Origin of the sequence: Vibrio qinghaiensis, from assembly GCF_002257545.1 — a bacterium.
GTDB classification, from domain to species: domain Bacteria; phylum Pseudomonadota; class Gammaproteobacteria; order Enterobacterales; family Vibrionaceae; genus Vibrio; species Vibrio ordalii.
In genome coordinates this window covers 219,393-240,397 of sequence record NZ_CP022741.1, presented here as the reverse complement: position 1 = coordinate 240,397, position 21,005 = coordinate 219,393, and the positions used below count along the sequence as shown (strand labels likewise).

The 21,005-nt window shown below is 45.9% G+C and carries 17 protein-coding genes and 8 tRNA genes; 7 read left to right on the top strand and 18 right to left on the bottom strand.

The window, feature by feature from the left end; genetic code table 11:
* Positions 1–228, top strand: a complete 228-nt coding sequence (locus CCZ37_RS01210; protein WP_010318937.1) for a SlyX family protein — start codon at positions 1–3, stop codon at positions 226–228.
* Between the two features lie 64 nt (positions 229–292).
* Here CCZ37_RS01210 and CCZ37_RS01205 read toward each other — a convergent pair whose 3' ends face one another.
* The 9 genes from CCZ37_RS01205 to tsaE form a co-directional block, all read right to left on the bottom strand.
* Positions 293–481, bottom strand: coding sequence for a DUF2065 domain-containing protein (locus CCZ37_RS01205; RefSeq protein ID WP_094499552.1), 189 nt, complete (start codon positions 479–481; stop codon positions 293–295).
* A 71-nt stretch (positions 482–552) separates the two neighbouring features.
* Positions 553–1,533: a protease modulator HflC gene (gene hflC / locus CCZ37_RS01200; RefSeq protein WP_013857929.1), complete on the bottom strand. Its 981-nt coding sequence runs from the start codon at positions 1,531–1,533 to the stop codon at positions 553–555.
* Positions 1,534–1,535: 2 nt separating this feature from the next.
* Positions 1,536–2,729 carry an FtsH protease activity modulator HflK gene (gene hflK, locus CCZ37_RS01195; RefSeq protein WP_017049165.1) on the bottom strand — a complete coding sequence of 398 codons (1,194 nt, stop codon included), beginning with the start codon at positions 2,727–2,729 and terminating at the stop codon, positions 1,536–1,538.
* Between the two features lie 45 nt (positions 2,730–2,774).
* Positions 2,775–4,064, bottom strand: a complete 1,290-nt coding sequence (gene hflX / locus CCZ37_RS01190) for a ribosome rescue GTPase HflX (RefSeq protein ID WP_010318941.1) — start codon at positions 4,062–4,064, stop codon at positions 2,775–2,777.
* Positions 4,065–4,105: 41 nt separating this feature from the next.
* Positions 4,106–4,372, bottom strand: a complete 267-nt coding sequence (gene hfq / locus CCZ37_RS01185; protein ID WP_013857931.1) for an RNA chaperone Hfq — start codon at positions 4,370–4,372, stop codon at positions 4,106–4,108.
* A gap of 181 nt (positions 4,373–4,553) precedes the next feature.
* Positions 4,554–5,501, bottom strand: a complete 948-nt coding sequence (gene miaA / locus CCZ37_RS01180; protein WP_094500780.1) for a tRNA (adenosine(37)-N6)-dimethylallyltransferase MiaA — start codon at positions 5,499–5,501, stop codon at positions 4,554–4,556.
* A gap of 15 nt (positions 5,502–5,516) precedes the next feature.
* Positions 5,517–7,499 carry a DNA mismatch repair endonuclease MutL gene (gene mutL, locus CCZ37_RS01175; protein ID WP_094499551.1) on the bottom strand — a complete coding sequence of 661 codons (1,983 nt, stop codon included), beginning with the start codon at positions 7,497–7,499 and terminating at the stop codon, positions 5,517–5,519.
* A gap of 2 nt (positions 7,500–7,501) precedes the next feature.
* The gene (locus CCZ37_RS01170) at positions 7,502–9,223 is read right to left on the bottom strand and encodes an N-acetylmuramoyl-L-alanine amidase (RefSeq protein ID WP_094499550.1); all 1,722 of its coding nucleotides are present in this window, start codon (positions 9,221–9,223) and stop codon (positions 7,502–7,504) included.
* Complete coding sequence (tsaE, locus tag CCZ37_RS01165) at positions 9,217–9,681, bottom strand: tRNA (adenosine(37)-N6)-threonylcarbamoyltransferase complex ATPase subunit type 1 TsaE (RefSeq protein WP_094499549.1); 465 nt, start codon at positions 9,679–9,681, stop codon at positions 9,217–9,219. The genes CCZ37_RS01170 and tsaE overlap by 7 nt, the downstream gene beginning before the upstream one ends.
* Before the next feature lie 220 nt (positions 9,682–9,901).
* Between tsaE and queG the strand changes: the two genes are divergently transcribed.
* On the top strand, positions 9,902–11,029 hold the full coding sequence (gene queG, locus CCZ37_RS01160; protein WP_094499548.1) for a tRNA epoxyqueuosine(34) reductase QueG: 1,128 nt from the start codon (positions 9,902–9,904) through the stop codon (positions 11,027–11,029).
* Between the two features lie 679 nt (positions 11,030–11,708).
* Here queG and CCZ37_RS01155 read toward each other — a convergent pair.
* The 9 genes from CCZ37_RS01155 to orn form a co-directional block, all read right to left on the bottom strand.
* Positions 11,709–11,785, bottom strand: a tRNA-Met gene (locus tag CCZ37_RS01155).
* Positions 11,786–12,130: 345 nt separating this feature from the next.
* Positions 12,131–12,206, bottom strand: a tRNA-Gly gene (locus tag CCZ37_RS01150).
* Positions 12,207–12,239: 33 nt separating this feature from the next.
* Positions 12,240–12,316: transfer RNA gene (locus CCZ37_RS01145), tRNA-Met, on the bottom strand.
* A 153-nt stretch (positions 12,317–12,469) separates the two neighbouring features.
* Positions 12,470–12,545: transfer RNA gene (locus CCZ37_RS01140), tRNA-Gly, on the bottom strand.
* A gap of 33 nt (positions 12,546–12,578) precedes the next feature.
* Positions 12,579–12,655: transfer RNA gene (locus tag CCZ37_RS01135), tRNA-Met, on the bottom strand.
* Between the two features lie 249 nt (positions 12,656–12,904).
* Positions 12,905–12,980, bottom strand: a tRNA-Gly gene (locus tag CCZ37_RS01130).
* Between the two features lie 33 nt (positions 12,981–13,013).
* A tRNA-Met gene (locus tag CCZ37_RS01125) sits at positions 13,014–13,090 on the bottom strand.
* A gap of 249 nt (positions 13,091–13,339) precedes the next feature.
* A tRNA-Gly gene (locus tag CCZ37_RS01120) sits at positions 13,340–13,415 on the bottom strand.
* Between the two features lie 176 nt (positions 13,416–13,591).
* The gene (gene orn, locus CCZ37_RS01115) at positions 13,592–14,137 is read right to left on the bottom strand and encodes an oligoribonuclease (protein ID WP_010318948.1); all 546 of its coding nucleotides are present in this window, start codon (positions 14,135–14,137) and stop codon (positions 13,592–13,594) included.
* Positions 14,138–14,291: 154 nt separating this feature from the next.
* Here orn and rsgA point away from each other — a divergent pair, with 154 nt between their 5' ends.
* The 5 genes from rsgA (at position 14,292) to gpmM (ending at position 20,839) form a co-directional block, all read left to right on the top strand.
* Entirely contained in the window at positions 14,292–15,353 is a 1,062-nt protein-coding gene (gene rsgA / locus CCZ37_RS01110; RefSeq protein WP_010318949.1) for a small ribosomal subunit biogenesis GTPase RsgA, read from the top strand.
* A 175-nt stretch (positions 15,354–15,528) separates the two neighbouring features.
* Entirely contained in the window at positions 15,529–16,386 is an 858-nt protein-coding gene (gene asd, locus CCZ37_RS01105) for an archaetidylserine decarboxylase (protein ID WP_013857937.1), read from the top strand.
* Positions 16,387–16,599: 213 nt separating this feature from the next.
* Positions 16,600–18,015 (top strand): SLC13 family permease, encoded by a 1,416-nt coding sequence (locus tag CCZ37_RS01100; protein ID WP_094499547.1) that lies wholly within the window; start codon positions 16,600–16,602, stop codon positions 18,013–18,015.
* A gap of 247 nt (positions 18,016–18,262) precedes the next feature.
* Complete coding sequence (locus tag CCZ37_RS01095) at positions 18,263–19,150, top strand: DMT family transporter (protein ID WP_094499546.1); 888 nt, start codon at positions 18,263–18,265, stop codon at positions 19,148–19,150.
* A gap of 156 nt (positions 19,151–19,306) precedes the next feature.
* Positions 19,307–20,839: a 2,3-bisphosphoglycerate-independent phosphoglycerate mutase gene (gpmM, locus tag CCZ37_RS01090; protein ID WP_010318953.1), complete on the top strand. Its 1,533-nt coding sequence runs from the start codon at positions 19,307–19,309 to the stop codon at positions 20,837–20,839.
* Positions 20,840–21,005 lie beyond the last annotated feature (166 nt).

Genomic DNA, 21,005 nt, shown 5'->3' with positions numbered 1-21,005 from the left:
ATGAACGATAAGTATATTCAGCAATTAGAACAGCGTGTTAGTGACTTGGAATGCCAACTGGCTTTCCAAGAACAAACCATTGATGAACTCAATCAAGCATTATCAACACAGCAGCTAATGTTGACGAAAATGCAAGACCAAATGAAATATGTGGCTGGTAAAGTCAAAAATATGGATGCCTCACATTTAGCGGATCCATCAGAAGAGACTCCACCACCTCACTATTGATAGTGATGATACTGATAGTGATAAACTGATAATAATAAATCGGTTACCGCGCTATTGTGCATCACTATCGTGCGAAGTAGTACGCAATGATGCCCCCTGCAACGACGAGACAACCACCGATGCGGCGCAGTTGATGATCGGGCTGCTGGCTGAGCTCCGACACCATCTTTCTCCAGCCATTAGGGGCGATTAACGGTCCAATACCTTCTGCAATTAACACCAGCCCCACAGCAAGCCAGATTGAATTCGACATAGTACCTTCTCTCTTAAAACCAATAAACGACAAAGGCTCCCTGAAGGAGCCTTTGAATAAACAACGGTCAATTATTTCGTTGTCAAACCTTTGGTGTTATTCATGTACTTGAAGAAATCACTCTTAGGATCAAGCACCAAGATATCACTCTTCTCGCTAAATGATTTCTCATAGGCTTTCAGCGAGCGTAAGAACCCATAAAACTCAGGATCTTTACTGTACACATCTGAGTAAATCTTCGCTGCTTTAGCATCAGCATCACCGCGAGTTACGCGAGCCGTTTTATCTGCTTCCGCTAAGATAGTCGCCACTTCAAGTTCAGCTTGAGCACGAATGACTTCGGCTTTTTCACGACCTTGAGAGCGGTGTTTACGAGCGACTGACTCACGCTCAGCACGCATACGACGGTAGATCGATTCACTGATTTCATCTGGAAGGTTAATTTTCTTAATACGGAAATCAACCACTCTCACGCCCAAATCTTTCAGTGCACCTTTACGTGTATCTTCCAACACATTTTCCATCACTTGGTCACGCTGACCATCGATTTCCAATGCTTGTTTGGCAGCCTCAGTCGTGACGACTTCATCATCAGCACTTTCCGGCAAGACATCTTTATTACGTGGGCCTGAAACAATTTGCTTGATTTCACGAGAACCGATTTCAGAACGCAGAATGTCTGTCACTTTACGCTCTAACAGTGCTTGTGCCGTCAACGCATTGCCACCACCCGTTGCCAAGTAGTATTGACCAAAGTCTTCAATACGCCATTTGACATAGGTATCGATGATCACATCTTTTTTCTCTGAAGTCACGAAACGGTCAGAGCGACCATCCATTGTTTGGATGCGCGCATCTAACGTTCTTACTCGATCAAACAGTGGCATTTTAAAATGCAAACCCGGTTCGTAGATTCGAGCAATTTCATTGTTATCTTTCAGAATACGACCGAAACGGACAACAATACCGCGCTCACCTTCAGGAATCACAAACAGCGACATCAACATCAATACCAGTGCAATCACTAATACTGGGATCATTAACTTACGCATTACTAGTATCTCCCTTGACGTGTATTGCTAGAGCGAGACGGTGTATTACCTGTATCACTGCTGGTTGGTGAATCAAGCTCTATCTGATCATAGGTTGATGATGATTTATCTTGACGTTTGGTGTCATTCTTACTGTCTTGGCCTGTAATTCGATCCAACGGTAGATAAAGCATATTGCCACTGGATTCTGAATCAATCAGCACTTTAGATGTGTTTGAATACACCTCTTCCATAGTATCTAGGTAGAGACGATTACGTGTCACATCTGGCGCGGCTTGATACTCAGGGAGCAGTTTTTCAAACTGTGCCACTTGACCCAATGCTTCGTTAATCGTGCGCTCTGTATAACCTTGCGCTTCTTTCTTCAAACGTTCTGCTCGGCCTGTTGCTTTAGGCAGAATTTCGTTCTTATACGCTTCAGACTCACGAATAAAACGCTCTTCATCTTCTCGCGCCGCAATCGCATCATCGAAAGCGTCCTTCACTTGCTCTGGTGGACGAGCCGACTGGAAGTTGACATCGACAATCATTAAGCCCATATCATAGCTATCAATGATTTGATTCAAGGTCGTTTGGGTACTTTGGCGAATTTGCTGACGGCCACTGGTTAAGATGCTGTCCATCAAAGAATCACCCACCACGGCACGTAATGCTGAATCGGTTGCTTGGCGTAAGCTATCGTCAGCATTAGTCACACGATACAAGTACTTGTATGGATCAGACACGCGATATTGTACATCCATGCCAACGGTGACCACGTTTTCATCTTTGGTCAACATCAAACCCGATGCACGCAGTGAGCGAATCGCTTGTACGTTAACGGCCGTCACCTCATCAACAAAGCGAGGACGCCAGTTCAAACCCGGGTCAACGATGCGATCATACTTACCTAAGCGCAGCACGACACCACGCTCAGCTTCACCAATCGTATAGAAACCAGAAAAGAACCACACCGCAACGGCGATTGCAGCAATGACTCCAAAGCCAATTGCGCTACCACCAGAGAATGAAGGGCCTTTGCCGCCTTTACCACCAAATCGTCCACCCAGTTTTTGGCTCAGTTTATTGAAAACCTCATCCAAATCTGGCGGTCCTTGATCACGGCCACCTTTATTTTTGTCACCACGATTATTACCCCAAGGGTCATTATCGCGGCCATTGTTGCCGTTGTTATTACCGGGCTCATTCCACGCCATTAGAAAGCTCCATCATTTGATATGACGTTATACTGTAGCAGTCCTTTAAGTAACTATAAAGTCACGCAAAACTGCTTCTTCTCTTTTTTCTAGTCTAAACCAATCAACTTGCTGCATACGAATGTTAATCAACAAATTACCATCTGGATCATATTCTTCTTGTTGAATACATTTCATTTGTGAAAATGCACTACGAATGCGACCTTGGTGCAGTGGTGGAATACACAATTGATATTGAATGACTTGACTCGCTAATCGCTCTGTCAATGCTTCGAAAAGCAGATCAATACCCTGTCCATCCATGGCTGATAACCACACGGTTCTCGGTATTCCCTCATCATCTTTTTCGATGCGAGGTTGTTGGCCTTCTAGATTATCGATCTTGTTCATGACGACAAGCGTTGGCACCTCATGGGCGTCAATCTCTTCTAATACGTCATGAACGGCTTTGATATTCTCACGAAAACGCTCATCACTGGCATCAACAACATGTAACAAAATGTCAGCTTCTTGAGTTTCTTGTAACGTGGCTTTAAATGCTGCGACTAAATCGTGCGGCAGATGACGAATAAATCCTACGGTGTCAGCGAGAACGGCAGTACCAACGTCCGCTAATTCGATTTTCCGCAAGGTAGGATCTAGGGTTGCAAACAGTTGATCGGCTGCATAAACCCCAGCTTCAGTAATGCGATTAAATAACGTTGATTTCCCCGCATTGGTATAACCCACTAGCGATATGGTGGGAATCTCAGCTCGATTTCGAGCTCGGCGTCCTTGTTCTCGCTGCTTAGCGACTTTCTCTAAGCGGCGTAATATCGCTTTAATACGTTCACGCAATAAACGTCTGTCGGTTTCTAGCTGCGTTTCACCAGGCCCACGTAAGCCTATACCGCCTTTTTGTCGCTCAAGGTGCGTCCAACCACGAATTAATCGCGTAGAGATATGGCGCAGTTGTGCCAGCTCTACTTGCAACTTCCCTTCATGGGTTCGTGCTCGTTGGGCAAAAATATCGAGGATGAGACCAGTACGGTCAATCACTCGACATTGGCATAGTTGCTCAAGATTACGTTCTTGGGCAGGAGAAAGGGCGTGGTTGAAGATCACCACATCCGCTTCAACAAGTTGAACCGCATGCGCTATCTCTTGGGCTTTACCTTCACCGACATAATATTTAGGGTGTGGAGTTTGACGGCTGCCAGTAATAATTTGCAGTGTCGACACTCCAGCAGAAGAAACCAGCATTTCACACTCGCTGAGATCATCCCACTCACCCTTTTGCGTGAAGTTGATATGAACAAGTACCGCTCGCTCACCGGCTTCGTAACGGTCAAACAAGCAACCAACTCCTTTGTAAGTAAATAATACTAATCAGAGAATTACTCTTCTGATTTGTCTGATGGACGATCAGACCCGGTGCGTGGCTCAGCAGTGTGGTGGCTCACTGCACGTGCAGGAACAACCGTTGAAATCGCATGCTTATACACCATTTGATTGACTGTGTTTTTCAGTAAGATCACAAATTGATCAAAGGATTCAATCTGACCTTGAAGCTTAATTCCGTTCACAAGGTAGATGGATACTGGAATGCGCTCACGACGTAGTGCATTTAAGAATGGGTCTTGTAGAGATTGCCCCTTAGCCATTTTATTTTCCTTATTTGTATTTTGTTGTAGTTATTTAGCTAGTGGTGTACTGCATTATTGGTGCGGCCTTTGCATCTGAGCTAAATGAATAAAAACCCCGTTGCTACTTGTTATGATGGCGATAATACCAAATACCAAGTAACGGATCCTTTACAGGGTACATCACGCAAAAGCGATCACATTATACACAGCTAACTCCATCAGATGCTATGGCATTTGAGAGAGTTTCTACTGCATGATCAATGTTTTCGCTATCTAACCAAGTTAAATCATCCCAGCTGCGTAACCAGGTGATCTGACGCTTGGCCAATTGACGGGTTGCACAGATTCCACGATATACCGCTTCCTCTAACGTACAATTCCCATCCAAATAGTCCCACATCTGTCGATAACCAACACAGCGAATCGATGGCAAATCCGGATGAAGATCGTTTCGAGCATAAAGTGCTTTCATTTCTTCTTCAAATCCAGCTTCGATCATCTTTTCAAACCTGAGTTCGATTCGACGGTGGAGCTCAGCCCTTTCCTTGGGAGCTATAGCAAACTGCTTAACTCGAAATGGCAGGCTTTCACCTTTCGTTTGAGTTAACTCCGTAAGAGTTTTACCTGAAATTCGGTAAACTTCCAATGCTCGTGACAATCTTTGTGGATCATTGGGATGAATTCTTACCGCCGAAACCGGATCAATCGTTTGTAATTGATCGTGTAACTGACCCCAACCATGCGCCAAAGCCTCTTGCTCAATTTGTTGCCGTATCTCAGGGTTCGCCGCAGGAAGTGGCGAAAGCCCTTCAAGTAGAGCCTTGTAATACAACATAGTTCCCCCAACTAGCAGAGGAATTTTACCTTGCGCGGTAATATCATGCATTGCAAGTAATGCATCGCGACGAAAATCCGCCGCCGAATAGGCTTCACTTGGCTCCAAAATATCGATCAGACGATGGGGAGCGAGTGCCAGTTCATGCGCATTAGGTTTGGCGGTGCCAATATCCATGCCTTTGTAGATTAGCGCCGAGTCGACGCTGATGATTTCCACTGGGTATTTTTGGCGCAAACGAATCGCCAAATCTGTTTTACCTGATGCGGTCGGGCCCATTAAAAACAGAGCCAATGGTTGTGTTTGATTCATCATTCTTTTAATTCGTTATGCCAACAAGGCCGCTATGGTGGTAGAAAAATCAACGGGCCGGACGAAACTTGCATCATGAAGAGGAAGTTGCCCTTGCCAAAGCTGTTCAAGTTCCGAAATCATTTGGATGGCTTCAGACAAAGTGTAGTCACTTTTCACCACAGTGATGTGTTCAGCCAGCCAATCGGCAACAAGATCCGCCGTAATGGGTTCATCATCAGCCGTAAAATTAGCGGACACGTAAGATAGCAGATCTGGGATTAAGTTTTGCAGGTTTTGTTGCCTCAACGGTTGAGGTACGCCCATCACCATGATGCTTGAACCATGACGTTCTTTAAGCTCAATCCCTAGCGTATTCAACATCGGCTGGCAATGCGCTAACGCTTGATGTTCTTGTGCTGAGAGCTTGATGGAGAGCGGCACGAGTAAAGGTTGGCTTTTCAAGAAGCCTTGTTCGGTATGCAATTGGCCGCGAGTTTTCAGCCATGCTCCTTTGATAAGAGAAAGCAATACAACGCCCTGTTTGGACCCCATTAACAGGTACTGCCCTTTGATTACCGCAATAGCTTTACCCAACTGTTCGAGCTGCAGCACTTCACTTTTATCTTGATGTGCGATAGGAGAAAGTTCGACTGCAGAAGCCGGCGGTTGAGTTGCCATCAGCTCTTGATAGAGCTTCACTTCTCCGCTCGAAGGTGAGGCCGTTGGCTGGCGCTCAGCTTTCGCCCGAGAAGAAGATGGAGAGCCGTTTTGCTGCCAATGGCTACGCTTTGGCGTTTCAGCTATGCCGTGCGCGGTTGTGCTTTCTCGCTCAGCTTTTCTTGGATAAGCGGGAGTGTTGTCGACAGCTTGCCACAATTGCTCTGGAACGGTGTTATGCCCCTCAGTTTCTTGGCACACACGATCAATTGCCGTGTCATTCTCAATGCGATCCACAGTCGCCGCATCGGGCTGATGAAAAGCCGATGGTTTGAGCTGCGGCTTTTCAATGTGTTTGCTTTCCGCCAGTGCACTACTGAGCGCTTGATAGATAAAATCATGCACTAATCGCGCTTGATGGAAACGCACCTCATGTTTCGCGGGATGGACATTCACATCCACTTGATGGGGATCGAGCTCAATGAAGAGTACATAAGTGGCGAACTGATCGCCTCTCAGGCTGGTTTCATAACTTTGCCGGATAGCATGATTAATCAGCTTGTCACGCATCATCCGCCCATTAACGTAGCAGTATTGCAAATCACTCTGCTGGCGCGCGCCTTCTGGAGTCGTTATCCAACCATGCAAGCGAAGCCCTTGATGTTCCAACTCAATGCTTAGCATATGGCGAACAAAAGCGTTGCCACACACAGCGGCGATTCTTTTTTCCTCTTGAGCGGCCGTTTTAGCGGCTCGATATTGACGTACCATCTTGCCGTTATGGCGCACATTGATGGTGACATCAAACCGGCTCAAAGCAATGCGTTTTAGTAGCTCATCAATGTGAGTAAATTCTGTTTTCTCTGTGCGTAAAAATTTGCGCCGAGCGGGCGTATTAAAAAACAGATCGAGCACTTCGACAGAGGTTCCAATCGGGTGCGCGGTTGGCTGCAACTTAACCGCCATATCTCGACCTTCACTGTATGCTGCCCAAGCTTGTTCTTGCGTGGCTGGACGAGACGTCAATGTAAGCCGAGAGACAGAGCTAATACTCGCGAGCGCTTCTCCGCGAAAACCTAAGCTGACGATCGCCTCTAAATCATCTAAGGTGTGAATTTTAGAAGTTGCATGACGGCTTAAAGCGAGCGCCAATTCCTCTTTTACTATCCCTTGCCCGTTATCTCGCACACGAATAAGCTTCGTACCTCCCTTTTCGATATCGATATCGATACGTGAGGCGCCCGAATCCAAGCTATTTTCCACCAGCTCTTTGACGACGGAAGCCGGCCTTTCAACCACTTCACCTGCGGCAATTTGGTTAGCAAGACGCGCGGGTAGAATCTTAATCGTCATAGTCATTACTACTTATTGGGAATGATCAACACTTGCCCTATGGCGAGCTGATCAGACCGAAGTTGGTTTACTTGGCGAATACTATTCAGACTCACTTGATATTGGCTGGCAATTTTGCTCAAAAACTCACCTTTTTCAACTTTATGCTTACGCAGCGGCTTATCCTTCAAACTCACGGTTATCTTCAGTTTCTGCCCCAGCGTTAAGGTGTCTGAACGCAAGCTATTCTCGCGTTTAATCGCATCCACACTCACTTTATAGGTGCTCGCTATCTTGCCCAAATACTCGCCAGATTTCACCACATGCGTAACAATTTCCGTTTCTACTGGGTTGCTGACCACAGGGACACGAATCGGAGCTGACGTGGCCGGAATCGTTAAGATTTGACCAATCGACAAATTGGCATTTTTTAGTTTGTTGGTTGCGATTAATGCTTGAGTCGAGGTGCCATATTTATTAGCGATAACCGAGAGTGATTCACCACGCTGCACTTTGTGCTTTTGCGTCTTACCACGATTAGCAAACAGAGTGCCCTCGGGTGGGTTTTCTTCAAAATACTTGACGATGGCGGTTGCCAATGCGCGGGCCAATTTATCTTGATGCGAGCGCTGAAATAGCAATTGTTCCTCAGTAGGGTTAGAAATAAAACCCGTTTCAACCAACACCGAAGGAATATCGGGCGACTTAAGTACCGCTAAACTGGCATTAACTGGCTCCGCTTTATGTAGGTGGGCTACTTTCCCCATCTCTCGTAATAGATGAGTTGCCACTTTATAACCCTCTTTTTGCGAGTGGCTAAATTGCAGATCAAGCAAAGTTTGGCTGACGTTTCGATCACTATTGTTTTTTGCCAGCACTTCACCAGCCCCACCTAACAGTTCTGATTGCTGTTCGTGGTTCTCAACCCAGCGAGCAATTTCCGTATTCGCACGCTTGGTATTTAACACAAACACTGAGCCGCCTCTGGGCTGAGGAGTATGAAACGCATCGGCGTGAATCGAGACAAGTAGGTGTGACTTATTACGACGCGCAATTTCAGAACGTTTATTGAGATTGACAAAATAATCGCCACTGCGTGTCATGACTGCCTTCATTCCCGGAACGGCGTTAATTTGATCCGCGATTTTCTTAGAGATACTTAAGGTGGCATTTTTTTCATATTTTTTGGTCGGGCCAATCGAGCCGGGATCTTCTCCGCCATGACCAGCATCAATAGCCACCACGATATCCTCGGTTCCTAATAACTGCGAAGCATCGCGACTGACTTTAGTTTGGCTGGCTGGTTTTACTGTCGCCTTGCCACTATCCAAATTGTGGGGTAAATCAACCACCAAACGATGCCCATACTGACCACCCGGCGTTGGCGCAAGTTTAAATGGCTGAGGGTTCACTTTACGCTGTAACTCAAACACCAAGCGATACGTCCCTTTCTCTGGAGGTGAGCTATTGCGAATTTGTTTGAGAACAGGACTCTCCGTGACTTTAAGCGGCAATTTTGTATTAAGCGTGGTGTTTTTTAAATCCACCACCAAACGCTCGGGGCTGCTTAAGGTGAAATAGCTATAATCCGCTTCAGTTTTGAGATCGATAACCACTCGAGTTTCATCTGGAGAAGGCCAAACGCGCACGCCTTCTAATGCATTCGCGTGCGTCGTTGAAGTAAATAAAGCACAGCCCCAAACCGCAAGCGATAGAGTTATCGTTCGTAACAAATGGATGATGTTCAACATAACTCCAACTGACTCAGCAATGAGGATCCATAGGGGCTGTTTGCACTCAGAGAAGCTTGCCTTTGTTCGCCATCGTAGCGTAGCTCAACGTCAATATCTGCGGTTGGAAGTAGACCGCTGCCTTTTTCTGGCCACTCAACAAGGCAGATCGCATCCGGTGTGAAATAGTCACGAATCCCCATAAATTCCAACTCTTCCGGATCGGCCAAACGATAAAGATCAAAATGGTATACTTGCCAATCGGCTAGTTGATAAGGTTCAACTAAGGTATAAGTCGGGCTCTTGACGTTGCCAACATGGCCTAATGCGCGGATGAAGCCACGGCTGAAGGTTGTTTTTCCAGCACCGAGATCACCATGCAAATAAAGCGTGGTTTGCGCAGAGCATCGCTTAGCCAAAGCTGCGCCTAATTTTACCGTTTGCTGTTCGTCTTTTAAGGTAAAGATCTTAGTACTCATGAATTACCGCTCTCAAGTGTCGAAAATTGACTATATAAAAATCAAAAGAACTCGAATAGTAAACTGGGTTGGAATTGAGAGACAAGCTCTCTTCTGTAAGTAAAAGGAAAAAACTCGCTTTTTATGTCAGTTTAATCCACATCACAGACGATCATTTCCTAGATCCTCAATAAAGGATCCGTTAAGATCCTCGCCCCTTTTTGCAACGAGCTCATCGATAATGGACTACCAAGTACTGGCAGACAAAATTAAAATCTGGGCACGTGAACTTGGCTTCGAAAAGGTCGGGATCTGCGATATCGATCTCAGTGAGCACGAAGAGCCTTTGCAGAAATGGTTGGATGCTGGATTTCACGGTGAAATGGACTGGATGGCGCGCCATGGCATGATGCGAGCTAGGCCACATGAACTCCTTCCCGGCACCGTCCGTGTGATCAGCGCACGCATGAATTACTTACCCCCAGATGCTCGGTTTGCCAGTGATTTGAATAATCCCAATTACGCTTATATCAGCCGCTACGCTCTGGGGCGTGACTACCATAAACTGGTACGCAACCAGCTCAAAAAACTCGGCGAAAAGATTGAACAAGAAGTGGGGGCACTCGGTTATCGCCCTTTTGTCGACTCCGCACCAATACTAGAGCGGCCTTTAGCACAAAAAGCAGGGCTTGGTTGGGCTGGCAAGCATTCGCTTATCCTTGATAAAGAGAGTGGTTCTTGGTTTTTTCTTGGCGAACTACTGATTGATTTACCGCTGCCGGTCGATACACCAAGCAGTAATCAATGTGGCAAATGCACTGCCTGCATCACCTCATGCCCTACACAAGCCATAGTGGAAGACGGTGTTGTTGATGCTCGCCGATGCATCTCCTACCTCACCATAGAATATGATGGCGTAATTGCTGAAGAGTTTCGCAAGGCAATGGGTAACCGCATTTACGGCTGTGATGATTGCCAGTTGGTCTGCCCTTGGAATCGCTTTTCCAACCTCACTCAACAAAGTGATTTTCATCGCCGTCAAGCACTGGATGAACCAGACTTAGTTGAACTGTTTGCTTGGGATGAGGCCACCTTCTTACGTTATATGGAAGGTTCGGCTATTCGCCGCATTGGCCACCAGCAATGGTTACGCAACCTTTCTATCGCTCTAGGCAACGCTCCATACTCACAACGCATCGTCACTGCACTCAATATGAGACTAGGCTTATCAGATTTATTGGATGAGCATATACATTGGGCGCTGGTAGAACAACAACGAAAATCAGCGGAACCTGAAAATAGCCATTCGAGCAATAAGCAACAGCGCTTAATTCGAATTGTAGAAAAAGGGCTACCGCGTGATGCGTAAAAATGAGGCGGTTACATAACTTCTAAGCACAGAGTTTGATGTGTATCTCAAAACACCAATATGTGGACAAAATTTTAAACACAACGCTGTTTTCTATAACTAAAAAAAGTTAGCCACATCTGAAATTAATGATAAGGATCAAAGATCTTGACATTAATGATCATATCCCGCCTTATTAAAAGGGCAGAAAACAAACAAATAAACAAATAAAAACAAACACTTAAAACAAGAACCAACAAACCTAGTAATCGAATTATATTCAAAGATCTTTTGTTGACTATTCTGAAATATCCGCTAAAAGCACTTTATTCACCAAGTTATCCACATTTTATTTTTGTGGATAACTCTGTTAATGAATAGCAATAAATGACGACGAACAGCTAGATTCTACAGAGGCTAACCTGTGTATTGAAATTCAGTATGTAACTTATCAAGACGGCAATAAATCCGCTTAGAACTGCAGATTATTTTTACTTTAGGGAGTCATGCTTCACAGCATTAAAGAAAGAGCATAAACCAAATACTGGTTTGAGTTCAGAGAATACTCTGAAATAAGCTGGGGCGACACTCGAAGCTGACTCTTTAAACAAGCAGTCGTTACCTCAACCTTGGTGAGACTGCGTTCTACCAACTGAGCTAGTATCGCAATGATTAATCGCATTCACGCTTAATCTGAATTTGGTTGCGGGGGCCGGATTTGAACCGACGACCTTCGGGTTATGAGCCCGACGAGCTACCAAGCTGCTCCACCCCGCGTCCGTATTGTGTCACCGTTAAGTACGATGAAAACTTACACTCTCTAACAAGAGAATTTGGAGCGACACACGAGGTTCGCTTTCTTTAAATAAAAAGGCGTGACCTCAACCTTAGCTAGGTTGCGTGGCGCTATTCTTTTCTTCGAAAAGAATCTGGAGCGACACACGAGGTTCACTTTCTTTAAACAAAGAGGCGTGACCTCAACCTTAACTAGGTTGTGCGGCGCTATTCTTTTCTTCGAAAAGAATCTGGAGCGACACACGAGGTTCACTCTCTTTAAACAAAGAGGCGTGACCTCAACCTTAGCTAGGTTGCGTGGCGCTATTCTTTTCTTCGAAAAGAATTTGGAGCGACACACGAGGTTCGAACTCGTGACCTCAACCTTGGCAAGGTTGCGCTCTACCAACTGAGCTAGTGTCGCAATGATTAATCGTATTTACGCTTAATCTAAATTTGGTTGCGGGGGCTGGATTTGAACCAACGACCTTCGGGTTATGAGCCCGACGAGCTACCAAGCTGCTCCACCCCGCGTCCGTATTGTGTCACCGTTAAGTACGATGAAAACTTATACTCTCTAACAAGAGAATTTGTAGCGACACACGAGGTTAACTTTCTTTAAACAAAGAGGCGTGACCTCAACCTTAACTAGGTTGTGCGGCGCTATTCTTTTCTTCGAAAAGAATCTGGAGCGACACACGAGGTTCGAACTCGTGACCTCAACCTTGGCAAGGTTGCGCTCTACCAACTGAGCTAGTGTCGCAATGATTAATCGTATTTACGCTTAATCTAAATTTGGTTGCGGGGGCTGGATTTGAACCAACGACCTTCGGGTTATGAGCCCGACGAGCTACCAAGCTGCTCCACCCCGCGTCCGTATTGTGTCACCGTTAAGTACGATGAAAACTTACACTCTCTAACAAGAGAATTTGTAGCGACACACGAGGTTCACTTTCTTTAAACAAAGAGGCGTGACCTCAACCTTAACTAGGTTGTGCGGCGCTATTCTTTTCTTCGAAAAGAATCTGGAGCGACACACGAGGTTCACTCTCTTTAAACAAAGAGGCGTGACCTCAACCTTAACTAGGTTGTGCGGCGCTATTCTTTTCTTCGAAAAGAATCTGGAGCGACACACGAGGTTCGAACTCGTGACCTCAACCTTGGCAAGGTTGCGCTCTACCAACTGAGCTAGTGTCGCAATGATTAATCGTATTTACGCTTAATCTGAATTTGGTTGCGGGGGCTGGATTTGAACCAACGACCTTCGGGTTATGAGCCCGACGAGCTACCAAGCTGCTCCACCCCGCGTCCGTATTGTGTCACCGTTAAGTACGATGAAAACTTACACTCTCTAACAAGAGAATTTGGAGCGACACACGAGGTTCACTTTCTTTAAACAAAGAGGCGTGACCTCAACCTTAACTGGGTTGTGCGGCGCTATTCTTTTCTTCGAAAAGAATTTGGAGCGACACACGAGGTTCACTTTCTTTAAACAAAGAGGCGTGACCTCAACCTTAACTAGGCTGTGCAGCGCTATTCTTTTCTTCGAAAAGAATTTGGAGCGACACACGAGGTTCGAACTCGTGACCTCAACCTTGGCAAGGTTGCGCTCTACCAACTGAGCTAGTGTCGCATTCACAACGTTTCCGTTGTTCAGGGCTGCGAATTATAAGAGCATTTTCTTATGATGCAAGCCCTTACTGGCAAAAAATCTTTTTTTTTTTTTTTTGACGAAAAAGAACGCAAATATGGCGTATTAATCACAAAAACTGGTTAACACGCCATCAGCAAAAAATGCCGTTCTGAAAATTAAATACTGAATATGGTCTTACGGTAGTACTGAAGCTCAGCAATAGACTCACGAATATCATCTAAAGCCAGGTGGCTACCTTGCTTAGAAAAGCCATCCAATACTTCTGGCTTCCAACGGCGAGTCAGCTCTTTTAGCGTACTGACATCCACATAACGGTAATGGAAGTAGGCTTCCAGCTCAGGCATATGTTTATAAAGGAAGCGGCGATCTTGCCCAATACTGTTGCCACAAATCGGAGATTTACCTTTAGGCACCCACTTTTCCAAAAACGTAATGGTCTGTTCAACCGCTTCTTGTTGTGTCACTGAGTCATGACGTACTCGCTCGACCAAACCGCTTTTGGTATGTGTGGTGGTGCACCATTCATCCATTTTAGCCAATTCAGCTTCTGATTGATGAACAGCCAACACTGGGCCTTCAGCCAAAATGTTCAACTCACTATCAGTCACAATGGTGGCAATCTCGATAATTTTGTGAGTTTCAGGGTCTAAGCCTGTCATCTCAAGATCAACCCAAATCAAGTTTTGATCGCTAAAAGACATAAATACGTTGCCTATATTGGTTTGCAGATAAAAAGGGTACTATACCCAAATTCAGATCCCCAAGATACCTTTGGACATTGGATCCAAACGGTATGATTTTGAGTAAAATCTCAACCTTGGATCAAAACGTATCATAATCATGAAGTAGATAATCGTGGCAAAGAAAAAGAAGCTGACGAAAGGTCAAGTACGACGCGTTCGTAATAATCAGAGTAAACGACTCAAAAAAGAGGACACAGTTTCGTGGGATGAAGCCATGCTCGGCACCGCAAAAACTGGGTTAGTGATTACTCGTTTTGGCCAACATGCCGATGTTGAAGATTTAGAGACTCACACCATCCACCGCTGTAATTTACGCCGAGGCATTGAAACGCTGGTCTCGGGAGATCGTGTTATTTGGCGACCTGGACTCGAATCGATGGCCGGTATCTCTGGCGTTGTCGAAGCGGTTGAACCGCGCAAATCGGTTCTGACTCGTCCAGATTATTACGACGGTTTGAAACCAGTAGCGGCAAACATTGATCAGATGGTCATTGTGTCATCCGTACTGCCGGAACTGTCACTCAATATCATCGACCGTTATTTGATCGCTTCAGAAACCGTGAATATTGCGCCGCTAGTGGTACTGAATAAGATTGATTTACTCAGCGATGAACTGCGTAACCAATATCAAGAGTCGTTACGTGTGTACGAACGCATTGGCTACAAAGTGCTTTTTGTCAGCAAAAAAAGCGGTGAAGGGATTGCTGAGTTAGAAGCGGAACTTAGCGGACGGATCAACATATTTGTTGGTCAATCTGGTGTCGGTAAATCCAGCCTAGTGAACGCATTAATGCCAAATTTGGAAGATGAAATTGAAGAAGGTGAAGTTTCTCAAGCATCTGGACTTGGTCAGCATACCACCACTGCGGCTCGCTTGTATCATATCCCTACAGGCGGTGATTTGATCGACTCGCCGGGAGTGCGTGAATTTGGTTTATGGCACTTGGAAGCTGAAGCGATCACTGAAGCCTTTGTCGAATTTCGTCCCTTCTTAGGCGGCTGTAAGTTTAGAGACTGTAAACACGCTGACGATCCGGGTTGCTTATTACGTGAAGCGGTAGAAAAAGGTGATATTAGTAACACGCGCTTTGAGAACTACCACCGAATTTTAGAAAGCATGTCGGAAAACAAAGCCAACCGCCAATATTCGCGTAACAAAAAAGCGGATTTATAAATAGCATCGAGTCTTACCCCGGCAAATGTCCGCAGACTTGATCGATAAATTTTTTATCTGTCGCCATCGAATAATCCGTAAGCAATGGTAACTAACTGCTGACATGGTGAGAGTTTTTCAGTAACATCTCGCGCCCAAAGTGAAGAACATACAGTTAACATTGGAATCAGAGACAATGGATAAAATTAAAGTTGGACTGCAATACTGGATCCCACAACATGGCTTAACACGCCTGATGGGTAAACTCGCATCAGCGAAAGCTGGCGGTCTAACCACTGCAGTCATTCGTTGGTTTATTAAACAATATAATGTCAACATGGATGAAGCTCTGCATTCAGATCCTAGCCATTTCAAAACATTCAATGAATTCTTTGTTCGTGAATTGAAAGCCGATGCTCGGCCAATCAGTGACGGTGATAGCTTAATCACCCATCCGGCCGATGCTTGCGTTAGTCAATTCGGGCCGATTCAAGATGGCAAGCTTATCCAAGCGAAAGGCCACCATTTTACAGCGGTAGAATTGCTCGGTGGTGATGCCAAGCTGGCGCAAGAGTTTGAAGATGGCGAATTTGCCACGCTTTATTTATCACCTCGCGACTACCACCGCGTACACATGCCTTGCGATGGCGTGTTACGTCAAATGATTTATGTACCGGGCGATCTTTTCTCGGTTAACCCACTAACCGCCGAAAATGTACCGAACCTGTTTGCTCGCAATGAGCGCGTGGTGTGTATTTTTGATACTGAGTTTGGCCCAATGGCACAAGTGCTTGTCGGAGCGACCATTGTTGGCAGTATTGAGCTAGTTTGGTCAGGGACTGTCACGCCTCCGCGCGGCAATACCGTTTATCGCTGGGATTATCCAGCCCAAGGCAATACCTCTGTTGTACTGAAAAAAGGACAAGAGATGGGTCGATTTAAGCTAGGCTCAACGGTGATCAACCTGTTTGCAAAAGATAAAATTCGCTTTGATGAGTCTATGCAACACAATGCTACAACGGTTATGGGTACTCCATACGCACAGCAACGTTAATCGCCATCTCTTAATGTTCCCTGCAAAATGCGTTAGCTCTGCATGTTCAGAGCTAACGCCTCTAGATATTTCGCTTTTTTTCTTTATTGATAAAAAACAAAGCTGCTGCATATTCCTTCGCTAAAACTCAAAATTTCAAGCCGCGTCTAAGACCTTAATTCACATATCATTTACGCTAGTTACTTCAAGTTAAGCTAATGAAGGTCATGTGATATGCCTACCATGAATACGGGAATGCTGATAAAGCTTGCGATCTGCTTTTTGCTGCCCATCGGTGTTTTACTGATGCCCATTGATGTAATACCGATTGATGACTTAACCTTAATTCAACATCGATTACTGGCTATTTTTTTATTGGCTGCTCTGCTTTGGGTATTGGAGCCAGTTCCTGTATTTGCCACCTCCATTTTGATCATTGCGCTCGAATTGGTGATGATTTCAGATAAAGGCTTGCATCTCTTTCGTTCGCCCCCCGCTGGGCATGATATCGGCGAGTTAATGAAGTACACCGATATTTTCAGCGCTTTCTCTTCACCGATTATTATCTTGTTCATGGGCGGCTTTGCACTGGCGATTGCTGCTTCTAAATATGAACTGGACAACAACTTAGCCCGAGTTTTACTCAAACCTTTTGGTACTCAACCCCGCTTTATTATGCTGGGGCTAATGTTGATCACTGCGGTATTTTCTATGTTTATGTCCAATACCGCGACTACTGTGATGATGCTGGCACTGCTCGGACCGATCGTCGCTTCCGCTCCAAAAGGGGATTTAGGCATCAAAGCCTTAGTGCTCTGCATTCCGATTGCAGCGAACACCGGTGGTATTGCCACGCCTATCGGTACGCCACCCAATGCAATCGCGCTGCAATATCTCACCGGAAGCAATAGCATTGATTTCTTTTCTTGGATGATGATGGGCTTGCCGTTTGTGATTATTCAGCTCACGTTAGCTTGGTTTTTGCTACAAAAACTGTTCCCCTCTTCAGAAAAACAGATGGTGCTGAAACTAAACGGAACATTCCAAAAAAATTGGCGTGCAATCGTGGTCTACATTACTTTTGCTGCCACCATAGTGCTGTGGATGACCACCTCTCTACACGGCATGAACACCTATGTGGTATCTATTATTCCTTTGGCGGTTTTTACACTCACCGGCATTATGGGTAAAGAGGAACTGAAACAGATCAACTGGGACGTCTTATGGCTAGTGGCTGGCGGGATAGCGATTGGCATTGGGCTAGATAAAACAGGGCTCGCTTCAGCATTAGCTCACGCGATTGATTACAGTTCTCTATCGCCTATCTCGGTCGTCATCACCCTGTCGCTCGTTTGTTGGCTCATGGCAAACTTCATGTCCAATACCGCGACCGCTAACTTACTCATGCCGATCGCCGCCGCGATTGGCACATCCATGGAAAGCTTGGCCAGTATTGGTGGTATACAAAGTTTGTTAGTGGTTGTCGCCTTTTCTGCCTCACTGGGTATGATTTTACCTGTCTCAACACCGCCGAACTCACTGGCCTATTCTACCGGGCTTATTGAGAGTAAAGACATGGCCAAAACAGGTCTGATTATTGGTGTTATTGGCTTGTGCATTGTCTATGCTGCCGCGCTGTTACTGACCTAACCTCTGGTGACTGCGGCTTGTATTGGGAGTCACTGCAAAGCTATCAGCCAAACTCAGCAGAGCAGCCACAGCGCTCATGAAATGCATTTATCGGCAGAAGCCATGCGTAACGATATTCGCCGCTTTAAAGTGTAAATCCTCTTGGCTTGCCTCTTTTAATCACATTGAGGCAAGCCCATAAATTCCCTTTGTTTTCCCCTAGCGCTTAAGGCATATTGAGATCCTTCCCTCGTTCAAGGATGTCTACATGGGCTACGAATGGCTCGCGCTTGCTGCCGCGTTTCTTTGGGCAGTAGCCAGTTTACTGTCTGTTACTCCCGCTCGCCATTTAGGAACCTTTGCTTATAGCCGTTGGCGCATGGGCTGTACTTCTCTCATTTTAGTGAGCATGGCGCTGGCAACTGGCGGCTGGGCAACGGTAAACAGCGAGATGGTGACACCCATGATGTATTCGGGGTTGATTGGCATATTCATTGGCGATACGGCGCTGTTTGCATGTTTAAATCGCATGGGGCCAAGACAAGCCGGTTTACTCTTTTCCTGCCATGCCGTTTTTTCGGCCATTCTTGGCTATTTTTTATTCAGCGAAAGCATGAGCCATGCAGAGCTAATGGGAGCGACTTTTGTCTTTTCAGGCGTTCTAACGGCCATCTTTTTTGGCCGCCGAGGGCAAAATCATAATGCATTGGAAGCAATTAAAGGCCGAGTATGGGTTGGCATTGCACTTGGCCTTATCGCAGCGCTATGCCAAGCATTGGGTGGGATCATCGCCAAACCTGTGATGCAAACGGGGGTCGACCCCATCGCCGCTTCCGCGATTCGAATGCTCACCGCCTTCACCGCACACTGCTTACTGTTGGCTACTGGTGCAAAATTAGCACGCGCCACTCAAGCCATTACGCTGCCCATTTTTACCATTACCGCTATCAACGGTTTTCTTGCGATGGCGGTAGGGATGACGTTAATTCTCTACGCACTGCGTGAAGGCAACGTGGGTATGGTGGCCCTGCTCTCCTCAACCACGCCCATCATGTTGTTGCCTATTTTATGGATGTATACCAAACAGCGGCCCAACCGCTTCGCTTGGTGCGGCGCACTGTTTGCCGTACTTGGGACGGGAATTTTAGTTTATTAAATGGCGCTAAAAAGGCACCGATGTTGATCAATAGGCTACCTTTATAGGCATTGATAGGGAGAATCATTGATCTTAACCTACTGCAATCGCTTCAAAGTGTAGTAAAATTACGCTAATTTCTGTTTAAGTTACTTTGAATTTGACGAGGTCATAACTATGTCAGCTAAGAAGCCAATGGCTTTAGTAATTCTTGACGGTTGGGGTTACCGTGAAGATAACGCACACAACGCAATCAGCAATGCACATACTCCAGTCATGGATAGCTTAATTGCAAACAACCCAAACACTCTGATTTCGGCTTCTGGTATGGATGTGGGTTTACCGGATGGTCAAATGGGTAACTCAGAAGTCGGTCACACCAATATCGGTGCTGGTCGTATTGTTTACCAAGACCTGACGCGTATTACCAAATCGATTCTTGATGGTGAATTCCAACAAACCGAAGCATTAGTCAACGCGATGGATAAAGCGATCAAAGCGGGCAAAGCGGTTCATCTATTAGGTTTGATGTCTCCAGGCGGTGTTCACTCGCATGAAGATCATATCTACGCTGCCGTTGAAATGGCTGCTGCCCGTGGCGCTGAGAAAATCTACCTCCACTGCTTCCTTGATGGCCGCGATACGCCACCACGCAGTGCCGAAGCCTCATTACAGCGCTTCCAAGACCTATTTGCTAAATTAGGCAAAGGTCGTATCGCCTCACTGATTGGCCGTTACTACGCCATGGATCGCGACAACAACTGGGAACGCGTACAAAAAGCTTACGACCTATTGGTTGAAGCCAAAGCAGAGTTTACTTTTGATTCCGCCCTGGCAGGCCTTGAAGCCGCTTACGCACGTGAAGAAAATGATGAATTTGTTAAAGCGACAGAAATCAAAGCTGAAGGCCAAGACTCTGCTGCGATTGAAGATGGCGACGCCGTGATTTTCATGAACTACCGCGCCGACCGTGCACGTGAAATTACTCGTGCTTTCATACCAGATTTCAACGGGTTTGAACGTGCGAAGTTCCCAGCAATTGACTTTGTGATGCTAACCCAATACGCCGCGGACATTCCTCTGCTGTGCGCATTTCCACCAGCATCACTAGAAAACACCTACGGTGAGTGGCTATCAAAGGCGGGCAAAACTCAGTTGCGCATCTCTGAAACAGAAAAATACGCGCACGTCACCTTCTTCTTTAACGGTGGTGTTGAGAACGAATTCCCAGGCGAAGAGCGCCAATTGGTTGCTTCACCTAAAGTGGCAACTTACGATCTGCAACCGGAAATGAGCGCGCCTGAACTGACTGAAAAACTCGTTGCGGCAATCAAGTCGGGTAAATACGATGCGATTATCTGTAACTACCCGAACGGCGATATGGTTGGTCATACTGGTATTTACGAAGCGGCCGTGAAAGCATGCGAAGCGCTTGATGAGTGTATCGGAAAAGTGGTTGAAGCGATTAAAGAAGTCGATGGCCAGCTACTGATCACAGCAGACCACGGCAATGCTGAAATGATGGTGAACCCAGAAACTGGGGGCATTCATACTGCCCATACCAATCTGCCAGTGCCGCTTATCTACGTCGGTAGCAAAGATCTTAAGCTAAAAGACGGTGGTAAGCTTTCTGACCTAGCACCAACGATGCTTGCTCTATCGAACATGGACATCCCAGCAGAAATGTCTGGTCAAGTGTTGTTTAAATAACTCACCAACCACGTGATATTGAGCCTCGATCAATATCGAGGCTTTTTTTCACCCAAGAACTCGATTTGATTGCAAGTTTTGACATAGGGCTTTCGCCTCGCCGATGGCTTTGAGTATACTGACTCACTACTTTGTTGATAGAGACTTGAAAACGGATGAGAAACAA

Excerpts from the sequence above, each read along its gene's own strand:
- CCZ37_RS01210 (WP_010318937.1), top strand. The coding sequence starts at position 1 with ATGAACGATAAGTATATTCAGCAATTAGAACAGCGTGTTAGTGACTTG.
- CCZ37_RS01205 (WP_094499552.1), bottom strand. The coding sequence starts at position 481 with ATGTCGAATTCAATCTGGCTTGCTGTGGGGCTGGTGTTAATTGCAGAA.
- hflC (WP_013857929.1), bottom strand. The coding sequence starts at position 1,533 with ATGCGTAAGTTAATGATCCCAGTATTAGTGATTGCACTGGTATTGATG.
- hflK (WP_017049165.1), bottom strand. The coding sequence starts at position 2,729 with ATGGCGTGGAATGAGCCCGGTAATAACAACGGCAACAATGGCCGCGAT.
- hfq (WP_013857931.1), bottom strand. The coding sequence starts at position 4,372 with ATGGCTAAGGGGCAATCTCTACAAGACCCATTCTTAAATGCACTACGT.
- miaA (WP_094500780.1), bottom strand. The coding sequence starts at position 5,501 with ATGAATCAAACACAACCATTGGCTCTGTTTTTAATGGGCCCGACCGCA.
- mutL (WP_094499551.1), bottom strand. The coding sequence starts at position 7,499 with ATGACTATGACGATTAAGATTCTACCCGCGCGTCTTGCTAACCAAATT.
- CCZ37_RS01170 (WP_094499550.1), bottom strand. The coding sequence starts at position 9,223 with ATGTTGAACATCATCCATTTGTTACGAACGATAACTCTATCGCTTGCG.
- tsaE (WP_094499549.1), bottom strand. The coding sequence starts at position 9,681 with ATGAGTACTAAGATCTTTACCTTAAAAGACGAACAGCAAACGGTAAAA.
- queG (WP_094499548.1), top strand. The coding sequence starts at position 9,902 with ATGGACTACCAAGTACTGGCAGACAAAATTAAAATCTGGGCACGTGAA.
- orn (WP_010318948.1), bottom strand. The coding sequence starts at position 14,137 with ATGTCTTTTAGCGATCAAAACTTGATTTGGGTTGATCTTGAGATGACA.
- asd (WP_013857937.1), top strand. The coding sequence starts at position 15,529 with ATGGATAAAATTAAAGTTGGACTGCAATACTGGATCCCACAACATGGC.
- CCZ37_RS01100 (WP_094499547.1), top strand. The coding sequence starts at position 16,600 with ATGCCTACCATGAATACGGGAATGCTGATAAAGCTTGCGATCTGCTTT.
- CCZ37_RS01095 (WP_094499546.1), top strand. The coding sequence starts at position 18,263 with ATGGGCTACGAATGGCTCGCGCTTGCTGCCGCGTTTCTTTGGGCAGTA.
- gpmM (WP_010318953.1), top strand. The coding sequence starts at position 19,307 with ATGTCAGCTAAGAAGCCAATGGCTTTAGTAATTCTTGACGGTTGGGGT.